Raw genomic sequence first — 26,267 nt, forward strand, 5'->3', positions numbered from 1 at the left:
GAGCCGCGCCGGGTCTCGGGCCGGGTTGTTATATTGCGCAACCATGCAAGTGAGGCGCCCCCGCAACGCCTGACGTATGCCTGGACGGCCCGACCGTTTCGTGGGAGTGCGAACATGACTGACCCTGGGGACGCCCCCGCCGGCAACGCCACACGCAGCCACGCACGCGGGGTGCCCCGGCAGCGCCACACCTCCGGTTCCGCGACCTCAGGTTCCGCGACCTCAGGTTCCGCGCCCTCCGGTTCCGCGACCTCAGGATCCGCGACCTCTGGTTCTGCGCCCGCCCGTCCCGCGCCCTCCCGGACGGGATCCCGTGCGCGTCCCAAGGGCGGCGCGGGGCGCCGGGCCCGGCCCGTGGGCCGGGGCAGGCGGATCCTGCGGACGGCCGCGATATCGCTGTCGGTGCTGGTCCTGGCCACCGCGGGGGTGGGGTGGTGGTTCTACGAGCATCTGAACGGCAACCTGCACAGCGTTCCGTTGACCGACGGCTCGGGCGACAGCGCGGGCAAGGAGAAGGCCGACGCCTTCGGCAGGACCCCGATCAACCTCCTGGTGGTGGGCAGCGACGGCCGTACCAACGCGAGCGACTGCAAGCTCGGCGGCGGCTGTTCGCAGACCGGTGTGCAGTCCGGGTCCAACGCGGACGTGGAGATGGTGATGCACATATCCGCCGACCGCTCCAACGCCACCGTGATGAGCATCCCGCGCGACACCGTGACCACCGTCCCCGCCTGCAAGGACACCGAGACCGGCGTCTCCACGAACGGCTACACCGGCATGGTCAACAGCGCCCTGCAGTACGGGCCGGCCTGTCAGGTGGCCACCGTCCACCGGCTCACCGGCATCCCCATCGACCACTTCGTCAAGCTCGACTTCTCCGGCGTGGTGAAGATGTCCGACGCGGTGGGCGGGGTGTCGGCCTGCGTCGACAAGGACGTCTACGACACCTACTCACACCTGAAACTCGCTCAGGGAACGCACACCCTCAAGGGCGTGGCGGCCCTGGAGTTCGTCCGCTCCCGGCACGGCTTCGGCGACGGCAGCGACCTGGGGCGCACCTACTCCCAGCACATCTTCCTCAGCTCGATGATCCGCAAGTTCAAGAGCGCCGGCACCCTCACCGACCCGACCGCCGTCTACCGCCTGGCCGACGCCGCGACCAAGGCCCTCACCGTCGACACCGGCCTGGGCACCATCAGCAAGCTGATCGGGCTCGCCGCCGACGTGGACAAGGTCCCGGCGAAGCGCATCACCTTCACCACCATGCAGACGGCGCCGGACCCGGGTGACAGCAACCGGCTCGTGCCCGCCGCCACGGCCCAGAGCCTGTTCGCCACCATCGCGAACGACCAGTCCCTGACCAACGCGTCGGGCAAGAAGACCGCCGCGGCCTCCGCGACAGCCAAGGCCCCGGCCGCCGCCTCCACGGTCCCCGCCGCGCAGATCGCGGTCACCGTGGAGAACGGCACCACCGTCACCGGTCGGGCCTCGGCCGTCGCCACCGCCCTGCTCGACAAGGGGTTCAGTTCCGGCACCACCACCGGCAACGCCGCCGGCACCACGTCCACGACCACCCTCGCCTACGGCAGCGGGCACAAGGCCGAGGCCCAGACCGCCGCCAAGGCCCTGGGCCTGCCGTCCTCCCACCTCAAGCAGAGCGCCGCCACCGGCACCGGCCTGACCCTGGTCATCGGCACCGACTGGACCAGCGGCACCGCCTACCCCGCCGCTGCCCCCGCCGACACCAAGACCGCCACCGCCGACGCCCACGCCGAGACCGCCGACCAGTCCAAGACCTGCGCCAAGGTCAGCCCCTACAAGACCGTCAGTCTCGACGGCGTCGCCATGACCCCCACCCAGGCCTACCGCGCGGCCACCGGCACCAAGGACTCGGCACCGTGAGCCGAAGCTGCCGGTTCGGCGGCGGCGCCCCGGGGACGGACGCCTAAACTGGGTCGGCGCGGACGCGGGCACGGATGCCCGGGGCGGGACGGGAGAAAAGACTGTGACGGCATACGCCGGTGGCTTCGACGATCCGTCCGCCGAGGTGCTGGCGGACGCGGCCGCCGCGTTCGGACTGCTGGCCTCCTCGCCCCGGCTGCACATCATGTGGGCCCTCGCGCAGGGCGAGAGCGATGTGACCCACCTCGCGGAGCGTGTCGGCGGCGCCCTGCCCGCCGTCAGCCAGCACCTGTCGAAGCTGAAGCTCGCGGGCCTCGTCCGCTCCCGGCGCGAAGGCCGCCGACAGGTCTACTACGTCGACGATCCCGATGTCGTGACCGTGGTGCGCCTGATGGTCGGACAGCTGGCCGCACGGGCCGAGGAGGCATCGTCACCCGTACGCACGCTGCGCGGGATCGGTGGCTGAGACGTCCGCGACGGCGGGAGGGGGCGCAGAGCGCCCCGTCTCCGCGGACGGCCCGGCGGCGGAGAGACCCCGGGTCCTCCAAGGCACTTCGGGCAGGGAGGAACACGGCGAGCCGACCGCGCTCCAACTGCTCCGGCGGCTGGACAGTGGTCCGCGCGGGCTGACGCAGACGCAGGCCGACGAACGCCTCGCCCGGTTCGGGGAGAACATCCCGCCCGCCCGGCGGCCCGTTCCCTGGTTCGGGCGGTTCCTGCGCAGTCTGCGGGATCCGTTCACCGCCGTACTGCTCTGCCTCGGCCTGGTCTCGGCGCTCGTGGCCTCCTGGGGCACCGCGAGCGTGATCACCGTGCTGGTGGTGGTCAGTTGTGTGCTGAGGTCGTCCGGTGAGCATCGGGCCGACCGTTCGATGGCGGCGCTGCGCGACCTGGTCGCCAGTACCGCCACCGTGCTGCGCAGGACCGACGCGCACGCGGTACCCGCCGACCATGACCTCCCGGTCGACCAGCTGGTGCCGGGGGACGTGATCCGGCTCGGTCCTGGCGACCTGGTCCCCGCCGACGTACGGCTGCTGCGGGCCGGTGGGCTGACCGTGTACCAGGCGGCGCTCACCGGGGAGTCGGCGCCGGTCGCCAAGTACCCGGTCGACGCGCCGGGCGCCACGGCGGGTGAGCTGTTCGAGCAGCCGCAGCTGTGCTTCCAGGGCAGCAGTGTCGCCTCCGGCAGCGGCACCGCCGTGGTCGTGGCGACCGGCGCGCACACGCGGTTCGCCGAGGGGCACCGGGAGCCGGGGCGGCGGGAGGCGAGCGCCTTCGACCGGTCCGTGCACGGCATCTCCTGGATCCTCATCCGGTTCATGCTGCTCACCCCGCCGCTGGTCCTGATGGCGGGCGCGGCCCTGCGCGGGCGGGGCCTGGAGACCCTGCCGTTCGCCGTCGCGGTGGCGGTCGGGATGACCCCGGAGATGCTGCCGGTCGTCATCACGACCTGCCTGGCCCGCGGGGCGTCGCTGCTGGCCCGTACGCACGGAGTGATCGTGAAGCGGCTGCCCGCGCTCCACGACCTCGGCGCCATCGACGTGCTCTGCGTGGACAAGACCGGCACCCTCACCCAGGACCGGCCGGTCGTCGACCGCGCGCTGGACGCGGACGGAAAGGACGCGCCCGCGGTACTGCGCCGGGCGGCCGCCGCCGCCTGGTGGACGCTGCAACTCGCCGACCTGCCCGCACCCGACGCCCTCGACGAGGCGCTCCTGCACACGGCCGACGAGGACGACCTGATGGCGTACGACGGGATCGCGGCACTGCCTTTCGATCCCGTACGCCGCCTCGCCACCGCCGTCGTACGCACCCCCGGCACCCTCGGCTCCCACACCCTCCTGGTCAAGGGCGCCGCCGAAGCCGTACTGGAGCGCTGTGCGCTGGATCCGCAGGAGCGCACACGGCTGCTCGCCCGCGCCCACCGGCTGACGGACGACGGGCTGCGCGTCCTGGCGGTCGCCTTCGCCGTACGCCCCGCCCGCCACCGCGATTACACCCCGGCCGACGAACGCGGCCTGACCTTCGAGGGGTTCGTCACGCTGCGGGACGCGCTGGTGCCGAGCGCGGCCGACGCCCTGCGGGTGCTCGCCGACCGGGGCATCGCCGTACGGGTGCTGACCGGGGACCACCCGGGCACGGCCGCCCGCGCCTGCCGTGACCTGGGCCTCGACCCCGGGGAGGTACGCACCGCCGCGGACCTCGACGGTCTCACGGACACCGAGCTGGGCGAACTCGCCGACCGCACCACCGTCTTCGCCCGCTGCACGCCCGAGCACAAGGCGCGTATCACCGTCGCACTGCGCGCACGCGGACACGCCACCGGCTACCTCGGCGACGGCGTCAACGACCTGCCCGCGCTGCACGCCGCGGACGTCGGGATCTGCCCGCGCGACGCCACGGACCTGGCCCGGGAGAGCGCCGACGTGGTGCTGGCCGACAAGGACCTCACCGCGATCTCGCACGCGATCACGGCGGGCCGCTACTCCAGTGGCAACATCGGCACCTATCTGCGGGTCACCCTCTCCTCCAACCTCGGCAACGTGATCGCGATGCTCGCGGCGGGCATCCTGCTGCCCTTCCTGCCGATGCTGCCGACGCAGGTCCTCGTGCAGAACATGTGCTTCGACGCGGCCCAGCTCGCCTTCGCCTACGACCGCCCCGCGCCGGGCACCCTGAAGCGCCCCACCGTGCTGTGCTCGCGCGATCTGCTCGGCTTCATCACCGGCTTCGGCCTGCTGAACGCCGTCGCCGACCTCGCGACCTTCGGCGTCCTCGCGCTCGCCGTGCACGGGCCGGGGACGGCGAACGACGAGTCCGTGTTCCACTCCGGCTGGTTCACCGAGAACCTGCTCACCCAGGCCCTGGTGATGCTCCTGCTGCGGCTCGGCCGCCGGGGCGTCGAGGGCCGGCGGAAGCCGGGTCCCGTCGGCTGGGGCGCGGCCGCCCTCACCGCCGCCGGCCTCGCGCTGCCGCTCTCCCCGCTCGGCCCGCCGCTGGGCATGACCGCGCTGCCCGCCCTCTACTACCTGCTGCTCGCCGCAGTCCTCGGCCTGTACGCGGTGGGGCTGGTGGCCACACGCTCACGCTACGAACGCCGTCGCTCCGAGTGCGACGGCGTGATCACGCAGAGTGATCGAGGGGCGCGCGGCGAGCGCATCCACGACGGAGGGTGACGCGGGCTTACTCTTCCCTCCAGCGATTCGCCTCGGCGCACCGGTGAACGGGCGGAAGAGAGAAGGCGGGACATGGCCGCATCCTGGACGCGGTGGCGGTGGCTCACTCTGCTGGTCCTCGCCCTGGCCCTCTACGTCATCGTGCGGGCGGCCAACACCCCGCAGGCCACCCCCTCGCACGTCACCCCTTCGCACGTCCCCCCTCCGCGAGCCACTCCCTCACCCGCCACTTCTTCGTCCGCCACCACTCAGCCCGAGGCCACTGTGCCTCCGGCGGATGCGGTCTATCCGTAGGACAGGTTGGAGCACACGTCGTCGTCGGCGGAGCGCGCGTCACGCGCCACCGAAGTGGGCAGGGCGGTGGGCGTGGACGCGGGTGAGGCCGGGGTGCTGCCCTTGGCGGCGTAGGTACGGCCCAGGACGACGTCGACGCCCGCGCCCGGCACGGAGTTCAGTTCGGCGCCGGGAAAGAGCCGGGCGACCGTCTGGGCCCGGGACCGCAGGCCCGCGCCGTACTCGATCACCGTGTCGGCGCGGTTCCGGTCGACCGCGTTCGCGGTACGGGTGACGGTGAAGCCGTGCTCGGTGAGGGCCGTCGCGGCGCGCGAGGCCAGGCCGCGCGTGGTGGTGCCGTTGTAGACGGCGACGTCGATACCGTCCCCCGAGACCTCCGCGGCGGTGCTGGGCGCGGTGGCGGTCTGCCCGGCCTGCTCGCCCTTCTTGCCCCCGGCGTCGGTGCCGTCGAGCGTGCGGTCGGCCTTGAGCGCGGCCCACAGCTGATCGGCGTCCGGCTGGACGATCGCGACCCGCTCCCCCTGGTAACGCCAGGGGATGGTCGCGAACTTGGTGTCGTGGAGGTCGATGTTCTTCAGGGACATCGCGAACGAGATCAGCCGCTTCGCCGATCCCAGCCCCGGGTCGACGGTCAGCGACTTCGTCGCGGCGTCGGCGAGCGGCAGCAGTCCGGTGGGGGTGAGCCCGTCGCTCCTCACCTTCTTCACCAGGCTGGCGACGAAGGCCTGTTGGCGTTTGATGCGGCCGATGTCGGAGCCGTCGCCGATGCCGTGCCGGATACGGACGTAGTCCAGCGCCCGCTGCCCGGAGAGCTTCTGCTCACCCTTCTTGAAGAGCAGCCCGCCCCGGGTGGCGCGGTTGGGGTTGAGGTCCTTCTCGTACACGTCCTGCGGGAGGCACACCTTCACCCCGCCGACGACCCGCGTCAGTGCCGCGAAGCCCTTGAAGTCGATGACGACGGTGTGGTCGACGCGCAGGCCGGTCAGCTTCTCGACCGTGTTCTGGGTGCAGGCCGGGTTGCCCTTGGCCGTCTGCCCCACGGAGTACGCCTCGTTGAACATCGTGTTCGGCCGCGGCCTGGTCCACTTCCCGTCCGGGAGTTTGCACGGGGGGAGGGTGACCAGTGTGTCGCGGGGTATCGAGACGGCGACGGCGTGCCGGTGGTCGGCGTAGACGTGCAGCAGGAACGCGGTGTCGGAGCGGCCGATGTCGCCCTTGTCGCCGCCGCCCAGCGCGCTGTTTCCGTCCGTGCGCGTGTCCGAGCCGATGACGAGGACGTTCTCGCCCTTCGTCGAACCGGCCGGCCGGTCCTTGGAGAGACCGTCGGCGCCGAAGGTGTCGATGTTGCCGTTCAGCTTCAGATAGATCCAGCCGAGTCCGGCCGTGCCGAGCAGGAGCACGGACAGGGCCACGACGAGGGCGATCCGCAGAGGGCCCCGTCTGCGGCGTGGCGGCCGCGCCTGGTCGCTGGTCGTCACATGTGTGCTCTCATCTGTCCGACTCATACGTAGGGGACGTTCGGCCCGGCCCGATGGTTGTAAAGTTGCGCAACGTAGCAATAGTGAAGGGAAGAGGTGGGTGGGATGCTCCGCAACGGACTGGAACCCTGGCACCTGCTGATCGTGGCGATCGTGATCATCGTGTTGTTCGGCTCGAAGAAGCTGCCCGACACCGCCCGCGCGCTGGGCAAGTCGATGCGCATCCTCAAGAGCGAGGCCGGCGCCATGAAGCACGACGGCACCGCGCCTTCCACCGCGCCCTCCACCGTGCCCTCCGCCGCGCCCCGGTCCGAGAGCGCGCCCGAGGCCACGTCGGTCCGCCCGGTCGACGAGGGCACCGCGACCCGCTGAGCGTTCTCAACAGGCCTGCCCTCTCCGGCCTGGTTGGCTCCGGTCCGCACCCGGGGTGGCTACGAGGCGGACTCGGCGGTCCATGTCTCGGCGGTCCACGTGATGTGCGGGGGTTCGACCCGCGCGCACAGGGGGTTGCCGTGAGCGTCGGTCAGGCCGAGGCGTCCGACCAGCAGGCCCTCACGCGCGGCGGCGGCGAGCACCTCGGCGGGGACGACGTCGAGCATGAGCTTGGCGCGCCGGAACATGCTGAAGACGCCCGACTCGTCGACCGTGCCCCATGACAGGTAGATGAACCGGCGGCCCAGACGGTCCTGCACGTAGGGCCCTTTGACGTCCGTGCCGGTCGGCGAGGCGAGCGCGGTGCACTCCAGGGTCCAGGTCGCGGACGCGGCGTCGCCGGGCTGTGGTTCGAGGAGTTCGGCCGGGCGGTCCCGGCGTTGTACGGCCACGTGGATGTTGTCGTACGTCGGCGCACCGCTGCCGGCGGGGGCCGGACAGGTGCGGCCGGGCAGGTCGACGGCGTCGATACGGATGCGCATGCCGACCATCATCCCGTCATTCCGGCGACGTTCTCCACGAGCTGCCATGCGACAAAGCGGACGATACGATGAAAAACGGCGCGCAGGCACCCCGCTGACCGCGAATCGACGTACCCCCAGGTCCTCGACCTGGGGGTTTCGCGCGGGACGAGACGCCGTGGAGGACGGGACGGGCCTCTAGTCGATGCCGATGCCGATGCCGGCGCGGATGCCCCGCGCGAACGGCTCGAAGATGTGGCTGAAGGTCCAGGTGTCCTGGGCGATGCCGGAGCAGGAGTTGGCGCCGGCCGTGCCCACGCAACCGCCGTTGTCGCGCTGGAGGGCCCAGAAGGAGAGCGTGTCGATGCCCTTGGCGACCGCCCAGTTCTCCACCTTCACCGCGTCCTGCGGGGTGAAGGTCTCCTCCGGGCCGTAGTCGTCGATGCCGGGCATCTCGGTGACGCCGATCATGTGCCAGAGCTTCGCCGGGTTCTTCTTCGGGTAGAGCGCGGCGAGTTGGTCGTGCAGCCCGGAGGCGGCGGTCTTGGTGTCGGCCGCCATGTCGTGGGTGGCGCCGTCCCAGTAGTCGAACGTCATGATGTTGACGACGTCCACGCGCGCGCCGTTGTCGACGGCGTTTCGCAGCAGCGCCACGCCGTTGGGCGCGAGGCCCGTGGCGGTGGTCGGCAGGGTGTAGGAGAACTGCACGCTGCGGCCGGTCCGTTCGGCCCAGCGCTCCACCTTGGCGATGGCCTTGTTGCGGCGGTCGATCCCGGCGGTGTTGTTGATGGAGTCGGCCTCGATGTCGAGGTCGATCCGGGTGACGCCGTAGGTCTTGACGAGACTTTCGTAGACCGAGGCGATGGCGTCGACGTCGGTGCAGCTGTCGGCCAGTTCGGTGTTGGTGGTGTCGGCGCTGTAGCCGCCGAAGGACGGGATGACGTTGCCGCCGCGCGCCTGGATCGCGGCGATGTCCCGGCCGAAGGTCGCCTTGGCGATCGGCTGGGTGGAGGCGCCGTTCCAGTACGCGGTGCACGAGCCCGCCGCGGCCGTCTGGAGAAAGGCCATCGTGAGGTACTTGTTGCCCGACTCGGCGGCGAGCGCGGCGGGGCTCTCGCCCGTCCACGCCTCGAAGTACGGCGCCACCACATGCGCGGGCATGTGCCGCGCGGCATGTGCGGGCGCCTGTTCCGCGGCGAGCGCGCCGCCTCCGCCGAGCGCGACCAGCCCGGCTGCGAGAGCGGTCGCGGTGGCGCCTGACAGCAGCGCGCGAAGTGGCCCAGATCGTCTCATTGACGCTCCCATGGTGAAGGAAGAGCAGGTGGGACAGCGGGAATCCGGAAAGGTTCGTGCGATGTCCACCGGTCGGTACACGCCGGAGAGCTCTCCATGACCAAGGGCGAACAGGGACCATGGTTGGACTAGACCAATTGTCTGTCAAGGTTCTTTACGGTTAACTGTTCAGGACATGGCGAAACCGCCCCGGAACCGGGTTGTCCGGCGGGGCGGGGCGGGCGTGGATACGCCCCGGGATCACGGCCGGGGCGGCATCCGCTTCAGCGGGTGTTCAAGCGGGTGTTCAACAGCCGGTCCCGCTCGGGGTGAACTCCATGCGGGCGTGCTCGTCCGTGCCGCGGGCTTCGGCGTAGGTGGCCTGGGTGACCTGGTACCACACGTCGTCCCTGGCGGTGTCGCCGTCGACGTCGTCCAGGCTCACGCACCACCGCTGCGGCCGAACGGTTCGTGTGTACGTCTCGGTGCCCGTGCGGACCTTCTTGCAGCTCTGGTACCGCTCCGTGGTGTACCAGGTGCGGGTCGTCCTGTGCGTGCCCGTGCCCGTGCGCTGTGTGTGCCTGACCTGCCTGGTGGCGGACGTGCACTTCTTGACCAGGTGCGGGCGGGTGGCCCTGGTGGTCTTCGCGGCGAGGTGGCGGAACGAGTCCCTGAGCCCGGAGACGGTGTCCGGGCTCGGCGAGGGCTCCTGGGCGGTGCCCGCACTGTCCTGGCCGACATCGGTCACGGCTGCCGGGTCCACGCCGCGCGTGTCGTTCCCGCCCCCGCCGCCGCACGCGCCGAGCCCCGCTATGAGCACCGCGGTCGCTCCGGCCACCAGCAGCCGCTTGCCGAACATGTCTCCCCCTGAGGTCAGCGGCGGTCAGCGTAACGGATCACCGGACACGCGGCGCTCGGGGGAGCATGGGAGACCTCGCGCTGTCAGAAGACCTGCGTGAAACAGCCGAAGCCGATCACGAGCACCGCCACGATCGCTGTCAGGGCCTTGAGGGCCTGGGGTGTTCTCGTCGTCATCGCGGACTCCTTTTCACAGGCAGTAACGGACGAGCCACTCGTCCGCGTTGTACGCGTCTCGCGCCGGGTCGGGCACCGTGGCGGGCCGCTCCTCGACCGTGTCCTCGACCCGGACGCGCTCCGGCAGCGTGCCGAACCGCGCCCGGCGTGCCGCCTCCGCGGCGTCGGGGGCCTTCTCCGTCCGCTCCGTCAGTGTCATCTCGCGTACCTCGCTTCGGTAGGTGCACCCCGGTCGGCGACATCGACCAGTCACCTACTCAACTGGTGATGATGCCCAGATGTTCCGGCCTCGCGCATCACCTGTCAAGATGGTGATGTGAATCTGGATCACGTCTTCGTCTGCGGGAACCCGGCCCTCGACTTCGCCGCCACACTCCGCGCTCGCCGCTCGCTGCGGTTCGAGATGTTCGCCTCGCCGGACCGCCTCGACGCCTGGTACCTGGAGTCCGGAGTCGTCGACTCCGTCTCCGCGAGCCAGGACTCCGACGTCGTGCGGGCGACGGCGGTGCGGGAGGCCGTCTACGCGCTGGTCACCGCCCGCCGGCTGGGCGACGCGTACGACGACGAGGCCCTGGCCGTGCTGAACGCCGCGGCCCGCAACGCCGCGGCGACACCGCAGCTCACCCCGGCGGGCCGGTGGACGGCGGCGACCCCGGAGGAAGCGCTGTCGACCGTGGCGCGGCTCGCCGTCGAGCTGCTGGGCGGACCGGATGTGCCGCTGCTCAAGGAGTGCGGCAACCCGGAGTGCACCCGGATCTACATCGACCGCTCGCGAGGCATGCGTCGGCAGTGGTGCGGCATGGAGTCCTGCGGCAACAGGATCAAGGCCGCGGCCTACCGTGCCCGCAAGAGGGAGACGCGGACGGTCGCGACCGCCTGATCGACGGTCGGCGCCGCGCGCCGGCTCAGTCGCAGGCGGGTGACTCCTGCGGCGAGGATGCCTCCGCCGGCAGTTGGAACCACATGGTCTTGCCCGTGGCGGTACTGGTGCTGCCCCAGGCCTCGGCGAGCAGATCGAGCAGGTCGATGCCGCGCCCGCCTTCCGCGTCGGCGTCGACGACACGCCGTACGGGCCCGGTGGGGTCGGTGTCCTCGACCTCGCACCGCAGGCGGGAGTCGCGCACCTGCAGGTTGAGCCGCAGTGGGCCGCGCGTGTGGCACAGGGCGTTGGTGACCAGTTCGCTGACCAGGAGCTCGGCCGTGTCGGCCAGGTCCTGCAGACCCCAGTCGTCCAGTTGTGCGGTCACCAGGCGTCGGCCCCGGCGGACCGAGGTCAGCTCCCGCGACAGGGGCCAGGAGGCGTCCCAGTCGGTGGCACGGCCGCGAGGCGCGTCGAAGGGGCGTACGGGTGCCAGCGTGCGCGACCAGAGGGCCTGGTGCCGGGCGAACCACGAGGCGAGTGCGGCCTTGCGCCCCGACTCTTCCTGTCGGCGGCGGCAAAGCCGGGCAATGAGTCCCCTGCGCGGGGTCGCGGTGAGGCCGATGGCCTGGAAGGCCATGGGGAATCAGTCCCTTCTGAAGCGTCGGCGGCCGTGGTTGCCGCGGCGGCGGAGCTGCGCCGGTGACCGGGCCTGGCATGCCGGGCCCCGCATTCGCGTAGCACTCGCTACATTTCAAATATACGCGTAGCGGGCGCTACAGTAAATACCTTGGCGAAAAGCAATAAATCGGACACCGCACCTCCGACCGCACGGGGAGCCTCCATGCCGCGCCCGCCCGACCCGGCCAAACGACGCGACCTGCTGGACCAGGTCCGCGAGTACATGATCCGCAATGGCCTGGCGGAGCTGTCCCTCCGCCCGCTGGCCCGGGCCCTGAGCACCAGCGACCGCATGCTCCTGTACTACTTCGGCACCAAGGAACGCATGGTCGCCGAGGCGCTCGCCCTGGACGAGCGGCGACCGCTCCTGCGTGCCCGGAGTCTGCTCGGCGCCGTCGACGCCCACAGGGACCCGGCATGGGTCCGCCGCTTCATGGAGGAGGTCTGGCAGCAGTTCGCCGACCCCGACCTGCGTGCCGCGCTCCCCCTCTATCTCGAGATCATGGTCACCGGTCTGCTCCGTCCCGACCGGTACGCGCCCGTCGTGCGCGACGCGCTCACCGAGTGGAAGGACCTGCTCGCCTCCGTCTTCCGCGGCATGGGCCTGCCCGAGGCGCGAGCCCGCACGGAGGCCGCCCTCCTGGTCGACGCGTGCTTCGGCCTGGTCGCCGGACCTGCGGTCGAGGGTGACTGGGACGAGGCCGAAGCGGCCTTCCGTCTCCTCCTCGACCGCCTCGAACCCGGCTGGCGAGCCACGTAGCGAACGCCGCCCCGCTGCGCGCCCCGCTGGGGGAGGCGCTGTGGGCGACCCCGTGGGCGACGTCGCGCGAGGGGACGTACGAACCGGTACGTTGGGAACGAAGGGCACATCTCCGCCCCCTGTGGGAGACCCACCATGCGCAGGATCAGTCAGCGCTGCCTGAGCGCGGTCGCGGGCCTGGCCGCCGCCCTCGTCGTCGCCCCGCCGGCGTCGGCCGCGACATCAACCCCGCATGGCCGACAGGACACCCAACAGCGCACGCAGGTATTCCAGTTGGTCGCCAGACAGACCCAGTCCGAATCCCTCGACCTGGGCAAGAAGGGGCTCAGCCGGGGTGACGAACTCGTCATCGCCGAGGACCTGTACCGCGACGGTCGGAAGATCGGCGACCACAGCGTGGTCTGCGTCCATGTCCACCTCGATCCGGACGAGCTCCAGTGCGTCGGCACCTTCGCTCTGCCGCAGGGGCAGATCACCTCGCAGGCGCTGCTCCACCTGCCGCCGGCCCCCTCGATCGACATCGCCGTCACCGGCGGTTCGGGTGTCTTCAGTTCGGCTCGGGGCTACGTCCACACCGTCCCTGCCGGGAAGACGGTTCGGAACCTCACCTTCCACATCACCCTTGACGCCTCATCAGGACACTGAGCACGTCGAGAAGAAGGACATCCGCATGGACCTGAAACTCGAAGTCATCGTGTTGCCCGTCTCCGACGTCGACCGGGCCAGGAGTTTCTACGAGGCGGCGGGATTCAGGATGGACGCCGACCACGCCGCCCATGACGACTACCGGGTGGTGCAGTTCACGCCGCCCGGCTCCGAATGCGCCGTCATCTTCGGCAAGGGGGTCACCTCCGCCGAGCCCGGCTCGGTCCGGGGCCTGTACCTCGTCGTTACGGACATCGAGAAGGCCCACGCGGAGCTCAGCGGCCGAGGTGTCGAGATGAGCGAGGTGTTCCACGACGCCGGAGGGATCTTCCAGCACGGCCACGGCGCCCAGGGGGTCACCCACCAGGGCGGGGAGGCGGAACGGGTGCCCGGCCCGCACCCCGACCGTGCCGACTACGGCTCCTACGCCACCTTCAGCGACCCGGACGGCAACGGCTGGGTGCTCCAGGAGGTGAGGAAGCGGGCCCCCGGCCGCTGACACCACGTGCCCGCGAGCGTAGAACCAGGCCGGTATCCGGAGGCAGGGATGACAGACAGCAACCATGGCCATGGCATGACCGTTCTCGACGACGGCCCCTCCTCATGACCGCCGCACCCGGCGTTCCCGGCACCCACCGCCGCTCCGGCCTCGCCGACCGGACGGTCGTGGTCATCGGCGCCAGCGCGGGAATCGGACTCGAGGCCGCCCGCCAGGTACGTGCGGACGGCGGCCGGTTGGTCCTGGTCGGGCGCAATCCCGAACGGCTGCGGCAGGCCGCGCTGGAGCTGGAACCCGTCGGCACGGCCGCGTTCGACGCCACCGACACCGACCGCCTCCAGCGGTTCTTCCAGGATCTGTCCGGACCGGTCGACCATGTACTGGTCACAGCCGGCGGCCCCTACTACATGCCGTTGGAGAGCATGGACCTCGCCGAAGCCCGCCGTGCCTTCGACGAGCGCATCGCCCTGGCCCTCGGGGTCGCCCTCTACGGCCGTGACAAGATCCGCGCCGGTGGCACCCTGTTGTTCATCGGCGGCACCGGCGGCCGACGCCCCGGTGTCGGCATGGCCGTCGCGTCGGCCGCCACCGCGGCTCTGCCCGCCCTCGTCGCCAACCTGGCGCTCGAAATGGCGCCGGTCCGGGTGAATCTCATCGCCGCCGGATTCGTCGACACACCCCTGTCGGCCTCGTTGTTGGGGGACCAGCTCGATGCCCGGCGCGAGGAACTGCGGACCACGCTTCCCATCCGACGGGTGGTCGAGCCGGCCGACGTCGCCGCTCTCGCCGTACACATCATGTGCAACGACGCGCTCACCGGCGCGACGTACGACATCGACGGCGGCCAGCAACTCCTCCCGCACTGACAACCGCCTGGGGCCAGTTGCCGTTCAGGCACGGCCCTTCGCTGCGTCGTAGTCCTTCCGCGCCTTCTCCACCCGGTCCATCCGGTCGTTGGTCCACAGCGCCAGCGCGCGGATCTGTACGGCCGCCTCGTGGCCCAGCTCCGTCAGGGAGTACTCGACGTGGGGCGGGATCACCGGCTTGACGTCGCGGTTCACCAGACCGTCCCGCTCCAGCCTCTGGAGGGTCTGGGCCAGCATCTTCTCGGTCACCGGGCCGACGGAGTCGGTGGAGTCGATCGCCCGGCGCAGTTCGGCGAAGCGATGCGAACGCTCCAGGAGCCGGATCAGGACGAGGACGCCCCACCGGCTGGTGACGTGCTCCATGGTCAGGCGCTGGGGGCACAGCTGCCCGGTACTCACGGCCATGCAAGTACCGTACTTGAAAGTACGTACTCACGCAGAGTGACCAAAACTCCTAGGGTCTTGGGCAGAGCCTTTCTCGCTCTTCACGGCCTTCAGCGCCCTTTCGCGCCCTCACAAGGAGTTGTCCTCACCATGAGCTTTGTCGTCACCGGAGCCTCCGGGCATCTCGGCCGTCTGGTCGTCGAGGGACTGTTGGAGAAGGTCCCGGCCGACCAGGTCACCGCGCTCGTACGGAGCGAGGAGAAGGGCGCCGCCTTCGCGGCCCGCGGCGTGCGGACCGCGATCGCCGACTACAACGCCCCCGAGACCTTCGACGGCCTCTTCGCGGCGGGCGACAAGGTGCTGCTGATCTCCAGCAGTGAGATGACCAGGGACCGCGTGGCCCAGCACAAGGTCGTCGTGGACGCCGCCCGGGCCGCCGGGGTCGCCCTCGTCGCCTACACCAGCGCCGCCGGCACCCACGGGGCCCCGCTCACCGAGGCCCACCGGGGGACGGAGAAGGTGCTTGTGGACTCCGGCCTGCCGTACGTCCTGCTGCGGAACAACTGGTACAGCGAGATCTTCGTCGACCGGCTGGAGACGGTGGTCGAGCACGGCGTCCTGGTCCGGGCCGCGGGCGAGGGCCGTATCGCCTCCGCGACCCGCGCCGACTACGCGGCCGGCGCCGTGGCGGTGCTCACCGGCGAAGGCCACGAGAACACGACGTACGAGCTGGGCGGGGACCGCGCCTGGAGCTTCGCGGAGTTCGCCGCCGAGCTGGGCCGGCGGACAGGCAAGGAGATCGTCTACCAGCCGGTCACCGTCGAGGCGTACGTCGACCTCCTGGCCGGCGCGGGGATGCCCGAGCTGTACGCCGGGATCATGGCGGACGCCGACGCGTCCTTCTCCAAGGGAGAACTGGCCTTCACGAGCGGAGAGTTGTCCCGCCTGATCGGCCGCCCCACCACGCCGATCGGCGACACCGTCGCGGCCGCGCTGAAGCGACCGTGACCGCGACCGTGACCGTACGGATCACGACCCCCTTCACGGCCGCCTCCACCGTCGCCGAGGTGACCGACGGCCTCGACCCCTCCTGACCCGCAGTCAATTGTCGGGGTGTGGTCAGGGTTCGCTCAGGGGCGTTCCCTGATGAGTCGGGGTGTCGGGGCGGATGAGACTCGTGGCAGGGCCGTTCGACCGCCGGTCCGACCGCCACCACTCTGGAGAGCCTCGCTGTGAACTCCTCTGCCACCCGTACCCGTTGGTCCACCGTGGCCGCGTCCGGCGCCGCGCTGGTCGCCCTGGCCGCGGGGACGGCCGCTCCCGCCTCCGCCGTCACCCCGGCACCAGCACCCGCCACCGCCGCCGCGACCGGCGCGCCGCTGCCCGGGCTCGACCCGGCAAAGCTCCAGGCGGCCATCGGCGGCCTGCCGAACGCGGATGTCACCGGCGCGCTGCTACGGATCACCGGCAGTGCGGGCCACTGGTCGGGCACCTCGGGCGTGGGCGACCTGGAGACCAGTCAGGGCGTCCCGCCCGACGCGCACATCCGGATCGGCAGCATCTCCAAGGTCTTCACCGCCACCATCGTCCTCCAGCTCGCCGCCGAGCACCGGATCGACCTGGACAAGCCCGTCCAGCAGTACCTTCCGGGTGTCCTGCCCGCCGACCTGCCGCCCGTCGAGGTCGGTCAGCTGCTCAACCACACCAGCGGCCTGCCGCGCGGTGCCGCGAGCCCGGACTTCGGGGACGGCAGCCCCGAGTGGTTCGCCGCCAACCGCCTCAGGAGTTTCACCCCGAAGCAGGTGGTCGACCTGATGGCAGGCCAGCCCATGCAGTTCGCGCCGGGCACCGCGCAGCAGTACAGCGGGATGAACTACTACGTCGCCGGCCTGCTCGTCGAGAAGATCACCGGGCACACCTTCGCCCACGAGGTGCGATCCCGGATCACCCGGCCCCTCGGACTGCACGACACCTACGTCCCCGACGCCGACGACCCGCGCCTGCCCGGCCCGCACTCCCACGGCTACCTGACGGTCACGTCCTCGGACGGCACCACGCACCCGGTGGACGTCACCGAACAGAGCCCCTGGCCCTGGGCCGAGGGCGGCATGATCTCCACTCCCGCCGACCTCGACCGTTTCATGACCGCTCTCTTCCGTGGCCGTTTCCTCCCGCCGGTCCAGCAGGCCGAGCTCTTCAACGTCCCCGACGTCCCCAGCTTCCACAGCAGCCAGTGCCGCACGGAGGCCGACGCCGGCCGTGCCTGTATGTCCATGGGCATCATGAGGGTGAAGGCCTCCAACGGTGTCGTGGTCTGGGGCAAGACCGGTTCCCGCCCCGGCTGGACCAGCGGCGCGTTCGCCACCCGCGACCTCTCCCGCAAGGTCGTCTACTCCGTCAACCCGACCAACCTCAACGGCACCGAGATGCGCTACGTCCAGCAGATCGCCGCCGCCTCCTTCGGCACCGTGGTCCCGGCCGCGAACTGACCGCCTCGCTCCGTTTTCGCTGGTCGCAGCAGTGACCGCGCGGTGCGCGCCGGCAGGATGAGGTGCCGGTAACAGGGGTACCGTGAACTCGTGACCTACGGCGCAAAAGCGAAAAACCCTGAAATGTGATGCCATGCCTCGCCGCCGCACCGATTCGTCCAGTGGGACCGCAGAGCTGCTGAACACGCTCGGTGATCTCACCGGCCGGATACTGGACCGGATCAAGGTCCAGCAGGCCCGCGTGGAACTCGCTGCCGCGCTGCAGCGCCAGGTCCTCGCCGCCGAGTTGCCGGTCCTGCCATACCTGCACGTGGCGGGACGGTACGCACCTGCACGCGACGGGCTGGACATAGGAGGCGACTGGTACGACGGCTTCCTCATGCCGGACGGCTCGGTGGGATTCGTGATCGGAGACGTACAGGGCCACGATGTCGAGGCCGCGGCTCTCATGGGGCAGGTGCGCACCTGTCTGCGCGCCGTCGCCACCGCCACCACGGACCCGGCGGAGGTGCTCCGGCGCACCAACGACCTGCTCGTCGCCATGGACTGCGGGCTGTTCGTGACCTGCTCGTTCCTGCGCTTCGACCCGGTCACGAGCGAGCTCGTCGACGCCCGCGCCGGGCACGTCCCCGCCGTCTGGGCCATGGCGGACGGCTGCTGCGACATCGTCCTGAACGACGGCGGTCTGCCGCTGGGCATCCGGGCCGGCGAGGACTACCCGTCGACCCGCCGGCCGCTCACCGGCGTGGGCGCCTTCGTGCTGCTCACCGACGGCGTGGTGGAAGGCCCCAGCTATCCGATCGAGGAAGGCCTCGAGCAGGTGGCCGGCCTGGTCGCCGGCGCCCGTCGCACCGACCCCGACGAGCTGGCCGCGCAGGTGATCAAGGTGGCTGATCTCACCGGCCACAGCGACGACGCCGCGGTCCTCGTCCTTCGTTACGGAGGGCTCCGGGACGAGCGGTGTCCGGGAGGGTCCCAGGAACAGCGGCGGGGCGAAAGATGAGCGGCATGCGTGGCAGGTACGACCCCGGTGCGGCACGCTTCGCCCGGTGTGATCGCTGTGGTGGGCGATTATGAGCAACGCGGCGCGCGGTGATCGGCTCCGGCGGTACACCGTCAAGGGCCTGCAGTTTGCTGCCGTCGCGGCCGCTTACTACGGCAGTGCCGAGATCGGGCTGGAACAGCAACTGGTACGAGGGCAGGTCACGCCGCTCTGGCCGCCCACCGGCGTCGCCGTCGTCGTCCTGATGCTCTGGGGCCTTCGCCTGTGGCCAGGAGTCGCTCTGGGAGCGTTCCTGGTGAACGTGATGCTCGGGCCGTCGATCCTCCCCGTGCTCGCCATCGCGGTCGGCAACACGCTCGCCCCGGTCTGCGCCTACCTCCTCCTGCGGCGTGTGGGATTCCGTATCGCACTCGACCGGCTGCAGGACGCTCTCGCGCTGGTCTTCCTCGGGGCCCTGAGCGGGATGGTGATCAGCGCGACGGTCGGTACGGGAGCCCTGGTGGCCTCCGGCGCGCTGCCGGTCCATGACTTCTGGCCGACCTGGTCGGTGTGGTGGACGGGCGACGCGATGGGGGTCCTGGTCATCGCGCCGTTGCTGCTGGCCGCGCGCACCGTCCGATGGCCACGCGGCGCACCTGTCCTGCGCTGGGTCGAGGCGATCGCCCTGCTCGGCGGCACGGTCGCGGTCAGCGTGCTGGCCACGCACAGCTCGGTCGCCCTTCTCTTCCTCGTCGTCCCCTTCCTGATCTGGGCCGCCTTCCGCTTCCAGCTGGTCGGCGCCGCGCCCTGTGCGCTGATCGCTTCCGTGATCGCGATCGACGCGGGCGCCGCCGGGGCGGGTCCGTTCGCCAGTCACGACCTCCTGGCCAAGATGGTCATCCTGCAGGCCTTCAACGGCACCGTGTCACTGACGGCACTGCTGCTCTCGGCGGTCATCAGCGAGCAGAACCGCACCCTCCGGGAGATCGAGGAGGCCTGCGGGCGCCTGAGGGAGGCGCTGTCCCGGCTCGCGCCGGACGAGACGTTCGATCAGTGCCCGTCTCCCCGCTCGGAGGGGTCGGATCACCAGAAGTAGCAGGCGCGCGGTCAGGAGCCGCGCGGCCGCCCCTAGCCGTGCTGCTCCTTCGCCTTCGCCTTCTTCTCCGGCTTCTCCGGCTTCTTCTTCGTCGGCCGGTCGGTGGCTTGAGCGGCCGAAGGGTGCCGGGAGGCGTACGGATCGGCCGGGGCCCCGGCGGGGGCTTCCTGCTCCAAATCCCGTTTGATGACGAGCAGTTCCTTCCGTGTCTCTTCCCCCACCTCGGGGTACTGAGGATCGATGTCCATCAGAGCGTGTGCGAGGACCGCCGCCGCGCAGATCCGCGCGAACCACTTCCGGTCCGCCGGCACGACGTACCACGGCGCCCACTTCGTACTCGTGGCCGACAGCATTTCGGAGAATGCGTCCTGGTAGTCGTCCCACCGGCGCCGCTCCCGGATGTCGGCCGCGGAGAACTTCCAGTTCCTCTCCGGCAGGTCGATCCGCTTCAGGAAGCGGGTGCGCTGCTCCTCCTTGGACAGGTTCAGGAAGATCTTCACCACCTTGAACCCGTTGTCCGTGAGGTAGCGCTCCCATCGGTTGATCTCCCGGTAGCGCCGGTCCCATACGTCCGGCCCGAGGGTGTCGCCCGGCAGCCTCTGCCGGACCAGGTTCTCGGGGTGGACTCGTACGACGAGAACCTCCTCGTAGTGCGAGCGGTTGAAGATGGCGATCTCGCCGCGCGTCGGCAGCCGCTGGGCGTAACGCCACAGGTAGTCGTGGTCGAGTTCCTCGGTGGAGGGCACCTTGAAGCTGCTGACCCGTACACCCTGGGGATTGACGCCGCTCATCACGTGGCGGATCGTCCCGTCCTTGCCTCCGGCGTCGAGGGCCTGGAGACAGAGCAGTACGCCGTACGTGTCCTGGGCGGCCAGCCGCTCCTGGTACTCGGCCAGCACCGACACCCCGGTCCGCAGCAGCTCGATCCCGTCCCGCTTCTTCAGACCGGCCCTGTAGCGAGGGTCGAAGTCCCGGTCCAGGCGCACCTTCGACCCAGGTTCCACCCGGAGCGGCCCGATCAGTGGCCCGATGAATTCCGCGATGCGTTCGGTTCTCTCGTCCGACATCACCTATCAGTCCTTTTCCGGGACCGGCGTTCGACCGAGGGGCAGGCGGCCCTCAGCCGCGCCACCATGTTCCGGATTCCCTCGCGGGCACCACGTTCCGGATTCCCTCGCGCTCATTGTCTGCTCGCCCCGACAAGATCGCCCTCTGAGGCCGGGTGCACATCGTGCGCCCGGTTCCGGTTTCACCCGCCGCGGGTGAGACTTGGGAAGCGACGGCGCTTGCGCCGCGGTCCGGCCCCCGGCCTCCGCCCCCTGCCGGGGCGCGGCCTTCCCCGTGCTAGGTTGCGCTCCTTGATCGTGAAGGTTATGTGGGGGCCTTTCATGAAACTGGTGCGATTCGCGCCGCCGACCGCCGCTGCGCTGCTCCTGGGACTGACGACCGTCATCGGTCCCGGCGCGGTCGACTCGTACGCGGCGTCGGACGTACCGTTGCCGATCGCGCACTTCGCGCACATGGTCGTGGACGCTCCGCACGGCCACCTGTTCATCAGTGGCGGCCCCGGCACCGACGGCATTCTCGTCACCGACCTGGACGGCGGGAACCCGACGACGATCAGTGGTGAGCCGGGCGCCACCGGTCTCGCCCTCTCCGGCGACGGATCCGCGCTGTACGCGGCTCTCCCGGACCAGGACGCGATCGCGGCGATCAGTACGGAGAACCTGACCGAGTCGGCTCGTTACGGCACGGGCGAGGGCACCCGTCCGGACTCGCTGGCCGTCGCTGGGGGCACTCTCTGGTTCGGGTACGTCACGGCAGGCGCCGGCGGCATCGGGTCCCTCGACGGGTCCGGTGCGGTCACTTTGCGGCAGGATTCCGGCACTTGGGCGGCATCGCCGACGCTGGCGACGACCCCGACACCCTCCGGCGTACTCGCGGCCGCCGTGCAGACGGGCGACACCTCCGCCTTCGTCACGTACCAGGCCGAGGGCGGTGCGCTGACCCGGCAGGCCGCGAAGGCGCTGCCCGTCCCCGACCTGAGCGACTTCGCGGTCACGGCGGACGGGCTGCACCTGGCGGTCTCGTCCTGGTTGCACGCGAGTGACCAGCGGTACCGCACCTCGGATCTGGCGGTGGACGGGCAGTTCGCCACGCCGGTGGCCGCCAAGGCTGTCGCCGTAGCCCCGGACGGCACCGTAGCCAGCTGCGGCTGCAACTACGGGTTCGAGGCATTTCCGGAAACGGGCGAGGGCTACTACCACCAGTACGAGTACGACTATCCGCTGCGCCTGGCCGCACACGGTCTTGCCTGGGCACCGGACGGGAGCCGACTCTACGCCGCGGGCGTGGACGCCTCTGGGGGAACGCCGACGCTCCAGATAGTTCGTAACCCGGAAACCGCGTGGGTCCATCTCAACGGACGGGCGACCACCACTCCGCTCGCCCCCGGTGAGGCCTATTCGTTCCGGGCGAGCTTCGATTCGCCCCTCAGCCTCGGCGCCGGAGAATCCATGATTCCGGGCGCCGTACGGATCACCCGCTACGACGCCGCCGATCCGGACGGCGTGCTCGTCCCGGACCCGACGACCACCCCGGGACGCACGCCGGCCGACTTCTTCGGCTCCTACTACGTCTCCGGCACCGCTCCCCTCACCGGACCGCTGAGCTTCCACGTCGACTACTCCGGAAGCGGCCACTACGGCCCGGCCGCCCAGACCTTCGACATGCCCGTCGCGAAGTACGCGCCCACCATGACGCCGATCGCCGCGTCCACCGCCGGCCGAGCCGCGCCGATGACCGTCACCGGGCGTCTGACCTGGCCGCACGCGCACGTGAGGACCGGCGCGGTCCACGTCGTCAAGACGGACCTGGCACACCCCTCGGGCTACTCGGTGGGCACCGTGCCCCTCGCCGCCGACGGCAGCTTCGCCTTCCACGACACCCCGCAGGTCGGCGGTGCGAACACCTACGCCTTCACCTACGACGGCGGCACGTCCTACCTGCCGGTCACGGCGTCGGCGAAGGTGCAGGTGTCCCGGGCCACTCCGAGCCTGAGTGTGACGACCGACGCGAAGTCGTACCACTCCGGCGCGACCGTCAAGGTCACCGCGCACCTGGGGACCACGTACAACTCCCGTCTCGTGACGCTGTACGACCAGCCTGCGGGCAAGCCGCGGGCGCGGCTCAAGAGCGGCAAGGTCGACGCGCACGGGAACCTCGTCGCGTACCTCAAGGTCACCCGCAACACCGCCTTCAGCGCGGCCTTCGCGGGTGACTACCGCTACGCGCCGCGCACGGCGACCACCACCGCGACCCTCACGCCGACGGTCCGGACGGCGGTGCAGTACCCGCTTGCGACCACCCGCGTCGGATCCACCACCTACCAGGTCTTCTACAAGTCCGAAGTCAATATGGGCTTCGACTTCCAGGTCACTCCCCGTCAGTCCGGCGGCTGCACGACGGTGTACCTCGAGCACTACTACTCGGGGGCCTGGCACCAGGCGACCTCAGAGAGTTGCGTGCCCTTGTACGGCGACGGGTGGTACGGCTACACCCGGGCCCTGAAGCTCTTCGCGAGCAACGACCACTACCGGATCCGCGGCCACTACACCCCACCGGCCAAGGACGCACAGACCACCGGCGCATGGAGCCAGTGGACCTACCTCACAGTCCGCCCTGGCAGCCCCTCATGAGGCCCAGCCCCTCGAACCCGTCCCACACCCACGAACTGATCACGGCAGACACCGAACGGCTCCGCACCCACCCCCTCTCCGCCTTGCCGTCCCGTCACGCCTTTTTCTGTCCACAGGCCCAGGAGGCGACGATGGCTCGTCGTACCACCGTCCGTGCCACCGCCCGTGGCGTCGTCGCCGCGTTGGCAGTCCTCGCCGTGACCGCCGGTCCCGGCCCGCTCGCCGTCACGGCCGACGCGGACAACGGTGCCGGGGGCACCGCCCTCGCCGCGGAGAAGGTCTTCCAGGCGGACCGCTACATACCGCGCAGGGACCGGATCTACAGTGCCGGCCCCAGTGGCTATCTGCATGCCCAGGAGGGGCGTTCCGGCTACCTGTGGACGTCGTACGACACCGGTGCGACGACCGAACTGGGAGACCTGGCCCGGCTCGAAATCCCCGCGTACCTGGGATCGTCGTCCGACGTCGTGGCCGATGTCGTCTCGCCCACCCAGAAGGTCGTCCTCAGAGACCTGTCCTCCGGCACCACCACGGACGTCGCCCTCACCCACGGCGCATACGCGGCCACCTTCGGCACCCATGTGCTGACCCAGGCCCGGGACACCGACGGCAACCGCGTGCTGTGGCTGTACGGCGACGGCGCGCCAGCCGAGGGCACCCTCGTCGCCGGATGGCCGACCGGAATCACGGCCAACTTCAGCGTGCTGGGCGGCGACAGCGGCACCACCGTCATCAGCTACGCGCTGGGAAACGGCGAGCGACACCTGGCGCTGGTGGACCTGGCCACCGCGAGAGTCACCGGCGATGTGGTCGTCCCCGTCGCTCCGAAGGGCGTCGCGCTGAGTGCGGACCGGCTGGTCTGGTGGTCCGACCTCAGGGTGGCGCACGTCCTGGACCGTGCCGACCTCTCCGCCGCCGAGACGACGGTGACGCTGCCCGGCACGGAGGGCACCCCGTCCGTGGGCATCGCCGGGCGCTGGCTGGTGGTGGCCCGTTCCGTGCCGTCGGACCCGAACGACCTGGCCGACAGGCCCGGCGAGCGGCTCATGGCCGTCCCCCTCACGGGCGGTGACCCGTTCACCCTGCTGCGGCACGCGAACAGTTCCCTCGTCACGGCACCGGACGGCAGTCTGCTGGCCGTCGGCGGCACCGACACCGGGCACTGGGCGGTACGCAGGGTCACCGACACGGGGGCGGACACCCCGACGCTGACGGAACTGACCGCCGTACCGCCGGCGGCCGCGAAGATCAGCCGACTGTCTCTGCAGAACGGCACCCTGGCCACCGACGAGGCCGACAGCACCTTCCTGGGCGCCTACTACACCCGGCGGATCGCCGCCGACGGAACGCCGGGCGCACCGACCTGGCAGACCTGGGATGTCCGCGGGGCGGGCCCCTACGCCACCGGCGACGGACAAGTCGTGACGTTCACCGCCGAGCCCGACCCCACTGTCGGGTCGTACGTCCAGTCCCTCGACGACCAGGCGGGCTTCTTCCTGCCCTCGGCCGCCGGCACCCTCGTCGATGTCACCGGCCGCTACGCGATCGTCAACGGTTCCTCCCCTGCCAAACAGTACGTCGGTGACCTGGGCGCCTACACCGACCTGCGGCCCATCCTCACCCGCTCCGTCACGGCCGCCTCCGTCTGGGGGACCAGCCTGTGGACGCCGGGTTCCGGCACCGGTGTCGTCACCGCCAAGGACCTGAAGACCGGCAAGACCACCGCCACCGTCAGCACCGGCGCCCCGTGCGTCCCCAAGGAGCTCCAGGCGGTGGGCCGTTGGATCTACTGGTCCTGCGGCCCGACCGCGACGGCGGGTGTCTGGGACCGTACGGCCAAGAAGAACATCCCCGTCCCGTCCGGCCAGGCGCTGCTCGGCGACGGCTACCTCGTCCGGCACGACACCTCGGCCGGAGCGCTTCTCCTCACCGCCTTCACCGGCGGCACCGCGACCACCCGCAAGATCGGCGACCTGGCGGTGGGCAGCTCCAGCCTGCGCGGGGTGACCTGGACCGTGGACAAGTTCGGCGGCCCCGCGGCCTACGTCGACGCGGACAACCGGATCCACCTGGTACCCAGCGAGACCGCCACCCAGCCCCTCTCCGTCATCGAGTCCCAGGTGACCGACAACGCGGGGGAGAGCAGCGCGGCCGCCACCCCGTGGTGGCAGTGGCGCGGACTGCTCTCCAAGCCCGCCGCCTCCTGGAAGGCCACGCTCACCAGCAAGGCCACCGGCGCGGTGGTCCGCACGCTCTCCGGCGGAGAGGTCGACGGCACCCTGACCACACGCTGGGACACGCGCGACAGCAAGGGCGTACTCGTCCCCAACGGCACGTACACCTTCGAGCTGACGGCTCCGCCCGCCGACGGTTCAGGACCGGCGCTGACGGTGTCGCAGACGGTGAAGGTGTCCGACGGAGCCGCCGTACGCCACGACTTCACCAACAGCGGTACGTGGGCGCCGGACGGGACCGGCGACGCCCTGACGCTCACCTCGTCCGGTGTCATCAGCTACCGGCCGGGCAACGGGACGGGCACCTTCGGCAAGAGCATGTCGGCCTCGGGCTGGCCCTCCTCCGTGACACTCGTCCCGTTCGGCGACGTCAACGCCGACCGCCGCAACGACATCCTCGTCCGGTTCAGCAGCGGCGAACTGCGGGTGTACCGGACCATGCGCGGGCAGGCCTTCCTCACGAGCACCCCGCACACCTCGCTGGGCACCGGCTGGAACCAGTACGACGTGCTGACCTCGCCCGGGGACATCACGGGTGACGGACGTCCCGATCTGATCGCGCGCAAGGCGTCGACGGGAGAGTTGTTCCTGTACAAGGGCACGAGCGCGGGGAAACTGTCGGCACGGGTCCGGATCGCGGCGAACTGGTCGGGCTACAAGAAGATCGTGGGTGTCGGGGACCTCAACGGCGACGGCCGCGGTGACCTCCTGGCTCAGGACCGCTCCAACACTCTCTGGCGCTACGACGGCAACGGCTCCGGCGGCCTCAAGTCCCGCGTGAAGGTGGCTTCAGGCTGGGGCTCGTCGTACAACGTCGTCGTGGGCGTCGGCGACATCACCGGCGACGGCAGGGCGGACATCGTCTCCCGCGACACCTCGGGCAACCTGTGGCGTAACAGCGGGAACGGCTCAGGGTCGTTCGGGCCCCGCACGAAGATCGCCTCGGGGTGGCAGGCGTACAAGGGTGTGTTCTGACGTCCGGCCTGCGACGGCGCTTGTGGGGCTGTCTGTGACCTGGGCGTAT

General features: G+C 70.7%; 24 protein-coding genes. 16 read left to right on the forward strand and 8 right to left on the reverse strand.

The annotated features are described in order from the left end of the window. The first annotated feature begins 114 nt into the window (after positions 1-114). The 4 genes from AQJ27_RS42765 (at position 115) to AQJ27_RS56835 (ending at position 5,372) form a co-directional block, all read left to right on the forward strand. The gene (locus AQJ27_RS42765; RefSeq protein WP_201264450.1) at positions 115-1,902 is read left to right on the forward strand and encodes an LCP family protein; all 1,788 of its coding nucleotides are present in this window, start codon (positions 115-117) and stop codon (positions 1,900-1,902) included. A gap of 103 nt (positions 1,903-2,005) precedes the next feature. Next, on the forward strand, positions 2,006-2,368 hold the full coding sequence (locus tag AQJ27_RS42770) for an ArsR/SmtB family transcription factor (protein ID WP_067381700.1): 363 nt from the start codon (positions 2,006-2,008) through the stop codon (positions 2,366-2,368). After that, positions 2,361-5,078 carry a magnesium-translocating P-type ATPase gene (mgtA, locus tag AQJ27_RS42775; RefSeq protein WP_079065678.1) on the forward strand — a complete coding sequence of 906 codons (2,718 nt, stop codon included), beginning with the start codon at positions 2,361-2,363 and terminating at the stop codon, positions 5,076-5,078. Before AQJ27_RS42770 ends, mgtA begins: the two co-directional genes overlap by 8 nt. Before the next feature lie 72 nt (positions 5,079-5,150). Then, a complete protein-coding gene (locus tag AQJ27_RS56835; RefSeq protein WP_159064544.1) occupies positions 5,151-5,372 on the forward strand; it encodes a hypothetical protein in 222 nt (73 codons plus the stop codon). On the opposite strand, the gene AQJ27_RS42780 is transcribed toward AQJ27_RS56835, so the two are convergent. Then, positions 5,363-6,877, reverse strand: a complete 1,515-nt coding sequence (locus AQJ27_RS42780; protein ID WP_067381701.1) for an LCP family protein — start codon at positions 6,875-6,877, stop codon at positions 5,363-5,365. The two genes, AQJ27_RS56835 and AQJ27_RS42780, sit on opposite strands and share 10 nt — an antisense overlap. 78 nt (positions 6,878-6,955) lie before the next feature. Between AQJ27_RS42780 and tatA the strand changes: the two genes are divergently transcribed. Next, positions 6,956-7,222, forward strand: a complete 267-nt coding sequence (gene tatA, locus AQJ27_RS42785; RefSeq protein ID WP_067381704.1) for a Sec-independent protein translocase subunit TatA — start codon at positions 6,956-6,958, stop codon at positions 7,220-7,222. Positions 7,223-7,281: 59 nt separating this feature from the next. Here the strand turns inward: tatA and AQJ27_RS42790 are convergent, their stop codons facing one another. From AQJ27_RS42790 to AQJ27_RS42805, 4 genes are all read right to left on the reverse strand, one after another. Further along, positions 7,282-7,764, reverse strand: coding sequence for a DUF5990 family protein (locus AQJ27_RS42790; protein ID WP_079065687.1), 483 nt, complete (start codon positions 7,762-7,764; stop codon positions 7,282-7,284). 177 nt (positions 7,765-7,941) lie between these two features. Then, the gene (locus AQJ27_RS42795; RefSeq protein ID WP_067381709.1) at positions 7,942-9,036 is read right to left on the reverse strand and encodes a chitinase; all 1,095 of its coding nucleotides are present in this window, start codon (positions 9,034-9,036) and stop codon (positions 7,942-7,944) included. 286 nt (positions 9,037-9,322) lie between these two features. Continuing rightward, complete coding sequence (locus AQJ27_RS42800) at positions 9,323-9,874, reverse strand: hypothetical protein (RefSeq protein ID WP_067381711.1); 552 nt, start codon at positions 9,872-9,874, stop codon at positions 9,323-9,325. 189 nt (positions 9,875-10,063) lie between these two features. Beyond that, complete coding sequence (locus AQJ27_RS42805) at positions 10,064-10,249, reverse strand: hypothetical protein (RefSeq protein WP_067381713.1); 186 nt, start codon at positions 10,247-10,249, stop codon at positions 10,064-10,066. A gap of 117 nt (positions 10,250-10,366) precedes the next feature. Between AQJ27_RS42805 and AQJ27_RS42810 the strand changes: the two genes are divergently transcribed. Beyond that, on the forward strand, positions 10,367-10,930 hold the full coding sequence (locus AQJ27_RS42810; protein WP_067381717.1) for a CGNR zinc finger domain-containing protein: 564 nt from the start codon (positions 10,367-10,369) through the stop codon (positions 10,928-10,930). Between the two features lie 25 nt (positions 10,931-10,955). Here AQJ27_RS42810 and AQJ27_RS42815 read toward each other — a convergent pair whose 3' ends face one another. Continuing rightward, positions 10,956-11,549 carry an ATP-binding protein gene (locus tag AQJ27_RS42815; RefSeq protein WP_107120718.1) on the reverse strand — a complete coding sequence of 198 codons (594 nt, stop codon included), beginning with the start codon at positions 11,547-11,549 and terminating at the stop codon, positions 10,956-10,958. A 204-nt stretch (positions 11,550-11,753) separates the two neighbouring features. Between AQJ27_RS42815 and AQJ27_RS42820 the strand changes: the two genes are divergently transcribed. From AQJ27_RS42820 to AQJ27_RS42835, 4 genes are all read left to right on the forward strand, one after another. Then, positions 11,754-12,350: a TetR/AcrR family transcriptional regulator gene (locus tag AQJ27_RS42820; RefSeq protein WP_067381719.1), complete on the forward strand. Its 597-nt coding sequence runs from the start codon at positions 11,754-11,756 to the stop codon at positions 12,348-12,350. Between the two features lie 135 nt (positions 12,351-12,485). Then, positions 12,486-12,995 carry an allene oxide cyclase barrel-like domain-containing protein gene (locus AQJ27_RS42825; protein ID WP_067381723.1) on the forward strand — a complete coding sequence of 170 codons (510 nt, stop codon included), beginning with the start codon at positions 12,486-12,488 and terminating at the stop codon, positions 12,993-12,995. 25 nt (positions 12,996-13,020) lie between these two features. Further along, positions 13,021-13,494, forward strand: a complete 474-nt coding sequence (locus AQJ27_RS42830; RefSeq protein ID WP_067381726.1) for a VOC family protein — start codon at positions 13,021-13,023, stop codon at positions 13,492-13,494. Between the two features lie 104 nt (positions 13,495-13,598). Continuing rightward, positions 13,599-14,360: an SDR family oxidoreductase gene (locus AQJ27_RS42835; RefSeq protein ID WP_067381729.1), complete on the forward strand. Its 762-nt coding sequence runs from the start codon at positions 13,599-13,601 to the stop codon at positions 14,358-14,360. 24 nt (positions 14,361-14,384) lie between these two features. Here AQJ27_RS42835 and AQJ27_RS42840 read toward each other — a convergent pair whose 3' ends face one another. Continuing rightward, positions 14,385-14,765, reverse strand: coding sequence for a winged helix-turn-helix transcriptional regulator (locus AQJ27_RS42840; protein WP_067381732.1), 381 nt, complete (start codon positions 14,763-14,765; stop codon positions 14,385-14,387). A gap of 129 nt (positions 14,766-14,894) precedes the next feature. Here AQJ27_RS42840 and AQJ27_RS42845 point away from each other — a divergent pair, with 129 nt between their 5' ends. From AQJ27_RS42845 to AQJ27_RS42860, 4 genes are all read left to right on the forward strand, one after another. Then, entirely contained in the window at positions 14,895-15,752 is an 858-nt protein-coding gene (locus AQJ27_RS42845; protein ID WP_067381735.1) for an SDR family oxidoreductase, read from the forward strand. A 224-nt stretch (positions 15,753-15,976) separates the two neighbouring features. Then, the gene (locus AQJ27_RS42850) at positions 15,977-17,233 is read left to right on the forward strand and encodes a serine hydrolase domain-containing protein (RefSeq protein WP_167552146.1); all 1,257 of its coding nucleotides are present in this window, start codon (positions 15,977-15,979) and stop codon (positions 17,231-17,233) included. A gap of 133 nt (positions 17,234-17,366) precedes the next feature. Beyond that, positions 17,367-18,236, forward strand: coding sequence for a PP2C family protein-serine/threonine phosphatase (locus AQJ27_RS42855; protein ID WP_067381737.1), 870 nt, complete (start codon positions 17,367-17,369; stop codon positions 18,234-18,236). Between the two features lie 70 nt (positions 18,237-18,306). After that, the gene (locus AQJ27_RS42860; RefSeq protein WP_067381739.1) at positions 18,307-19,311 is read left to right on the forward strand and encodes an MASE1 domain-containing protein; all 1,005 of its coding nucleotides are present in this window, start codon (positions 18,307-18,309) and stop codon (positions 19,309-19,311) included. 32 nt (positions 19,312-19,343) lie between these two features. On the opposite strand, the gene AQJ27_RS42865 is transcribed toward AQJ27_RS42860, so the two are convergent. Next, entirely contained in the window at positions 19,344-20,378 is a 1,035-nt protein-coding gene (locus AQJ27_RS42865) for a polyphosphate kinase 2 family protein (RefSeq protein ID WP_067381742.1), read from the reverse strand. A 321-nt stretch (positions 20,379-20,699) separates the two neighbouring features. Between AQJ27_RS42865 and AQJ27_RS42870 the strand changes: the two genes are divergently transcribed. Both AQJ27_RS42870 and AQJ27_RS42875 read left to right on the forward strand, forming a co-directional pair. Next, positions 20,700-23,009, forward strand: coding sequence for a YncE family protein (locus AQJ27_RS42870; RefSeq protein ID WP_067381746.1), 2,310 nt, complete (start codon positions 20,700-20,702; stop codon positions 23,007-23,009). A 131-nt stretch (positions 23,010-23,140) separates the two neighbouring features. Beyond that, positions 23,141-26,218: an FG-GAP-like repeat-containing protein gene (locus tag AQJ27_RS42875; protein ID WP_067381748.1), complete on the forward strand. Its 3,078-nt coding sequence runs from the start codon at positions 23,141-23,143 to the stop codon at positions 26,216-26,218. Positions 26,219-26,267 lie beyond the last annotated feature (49 nt).

This window comes from Streptomyces olivochromogenes, assembly GCF_001514115.1.
GTDB lineage: Bacteria > Actinomycetota > Actinomycetes > Streptomycetales > Streptomycetaceae > Streptomyces > Streptomyces olivochromogenes.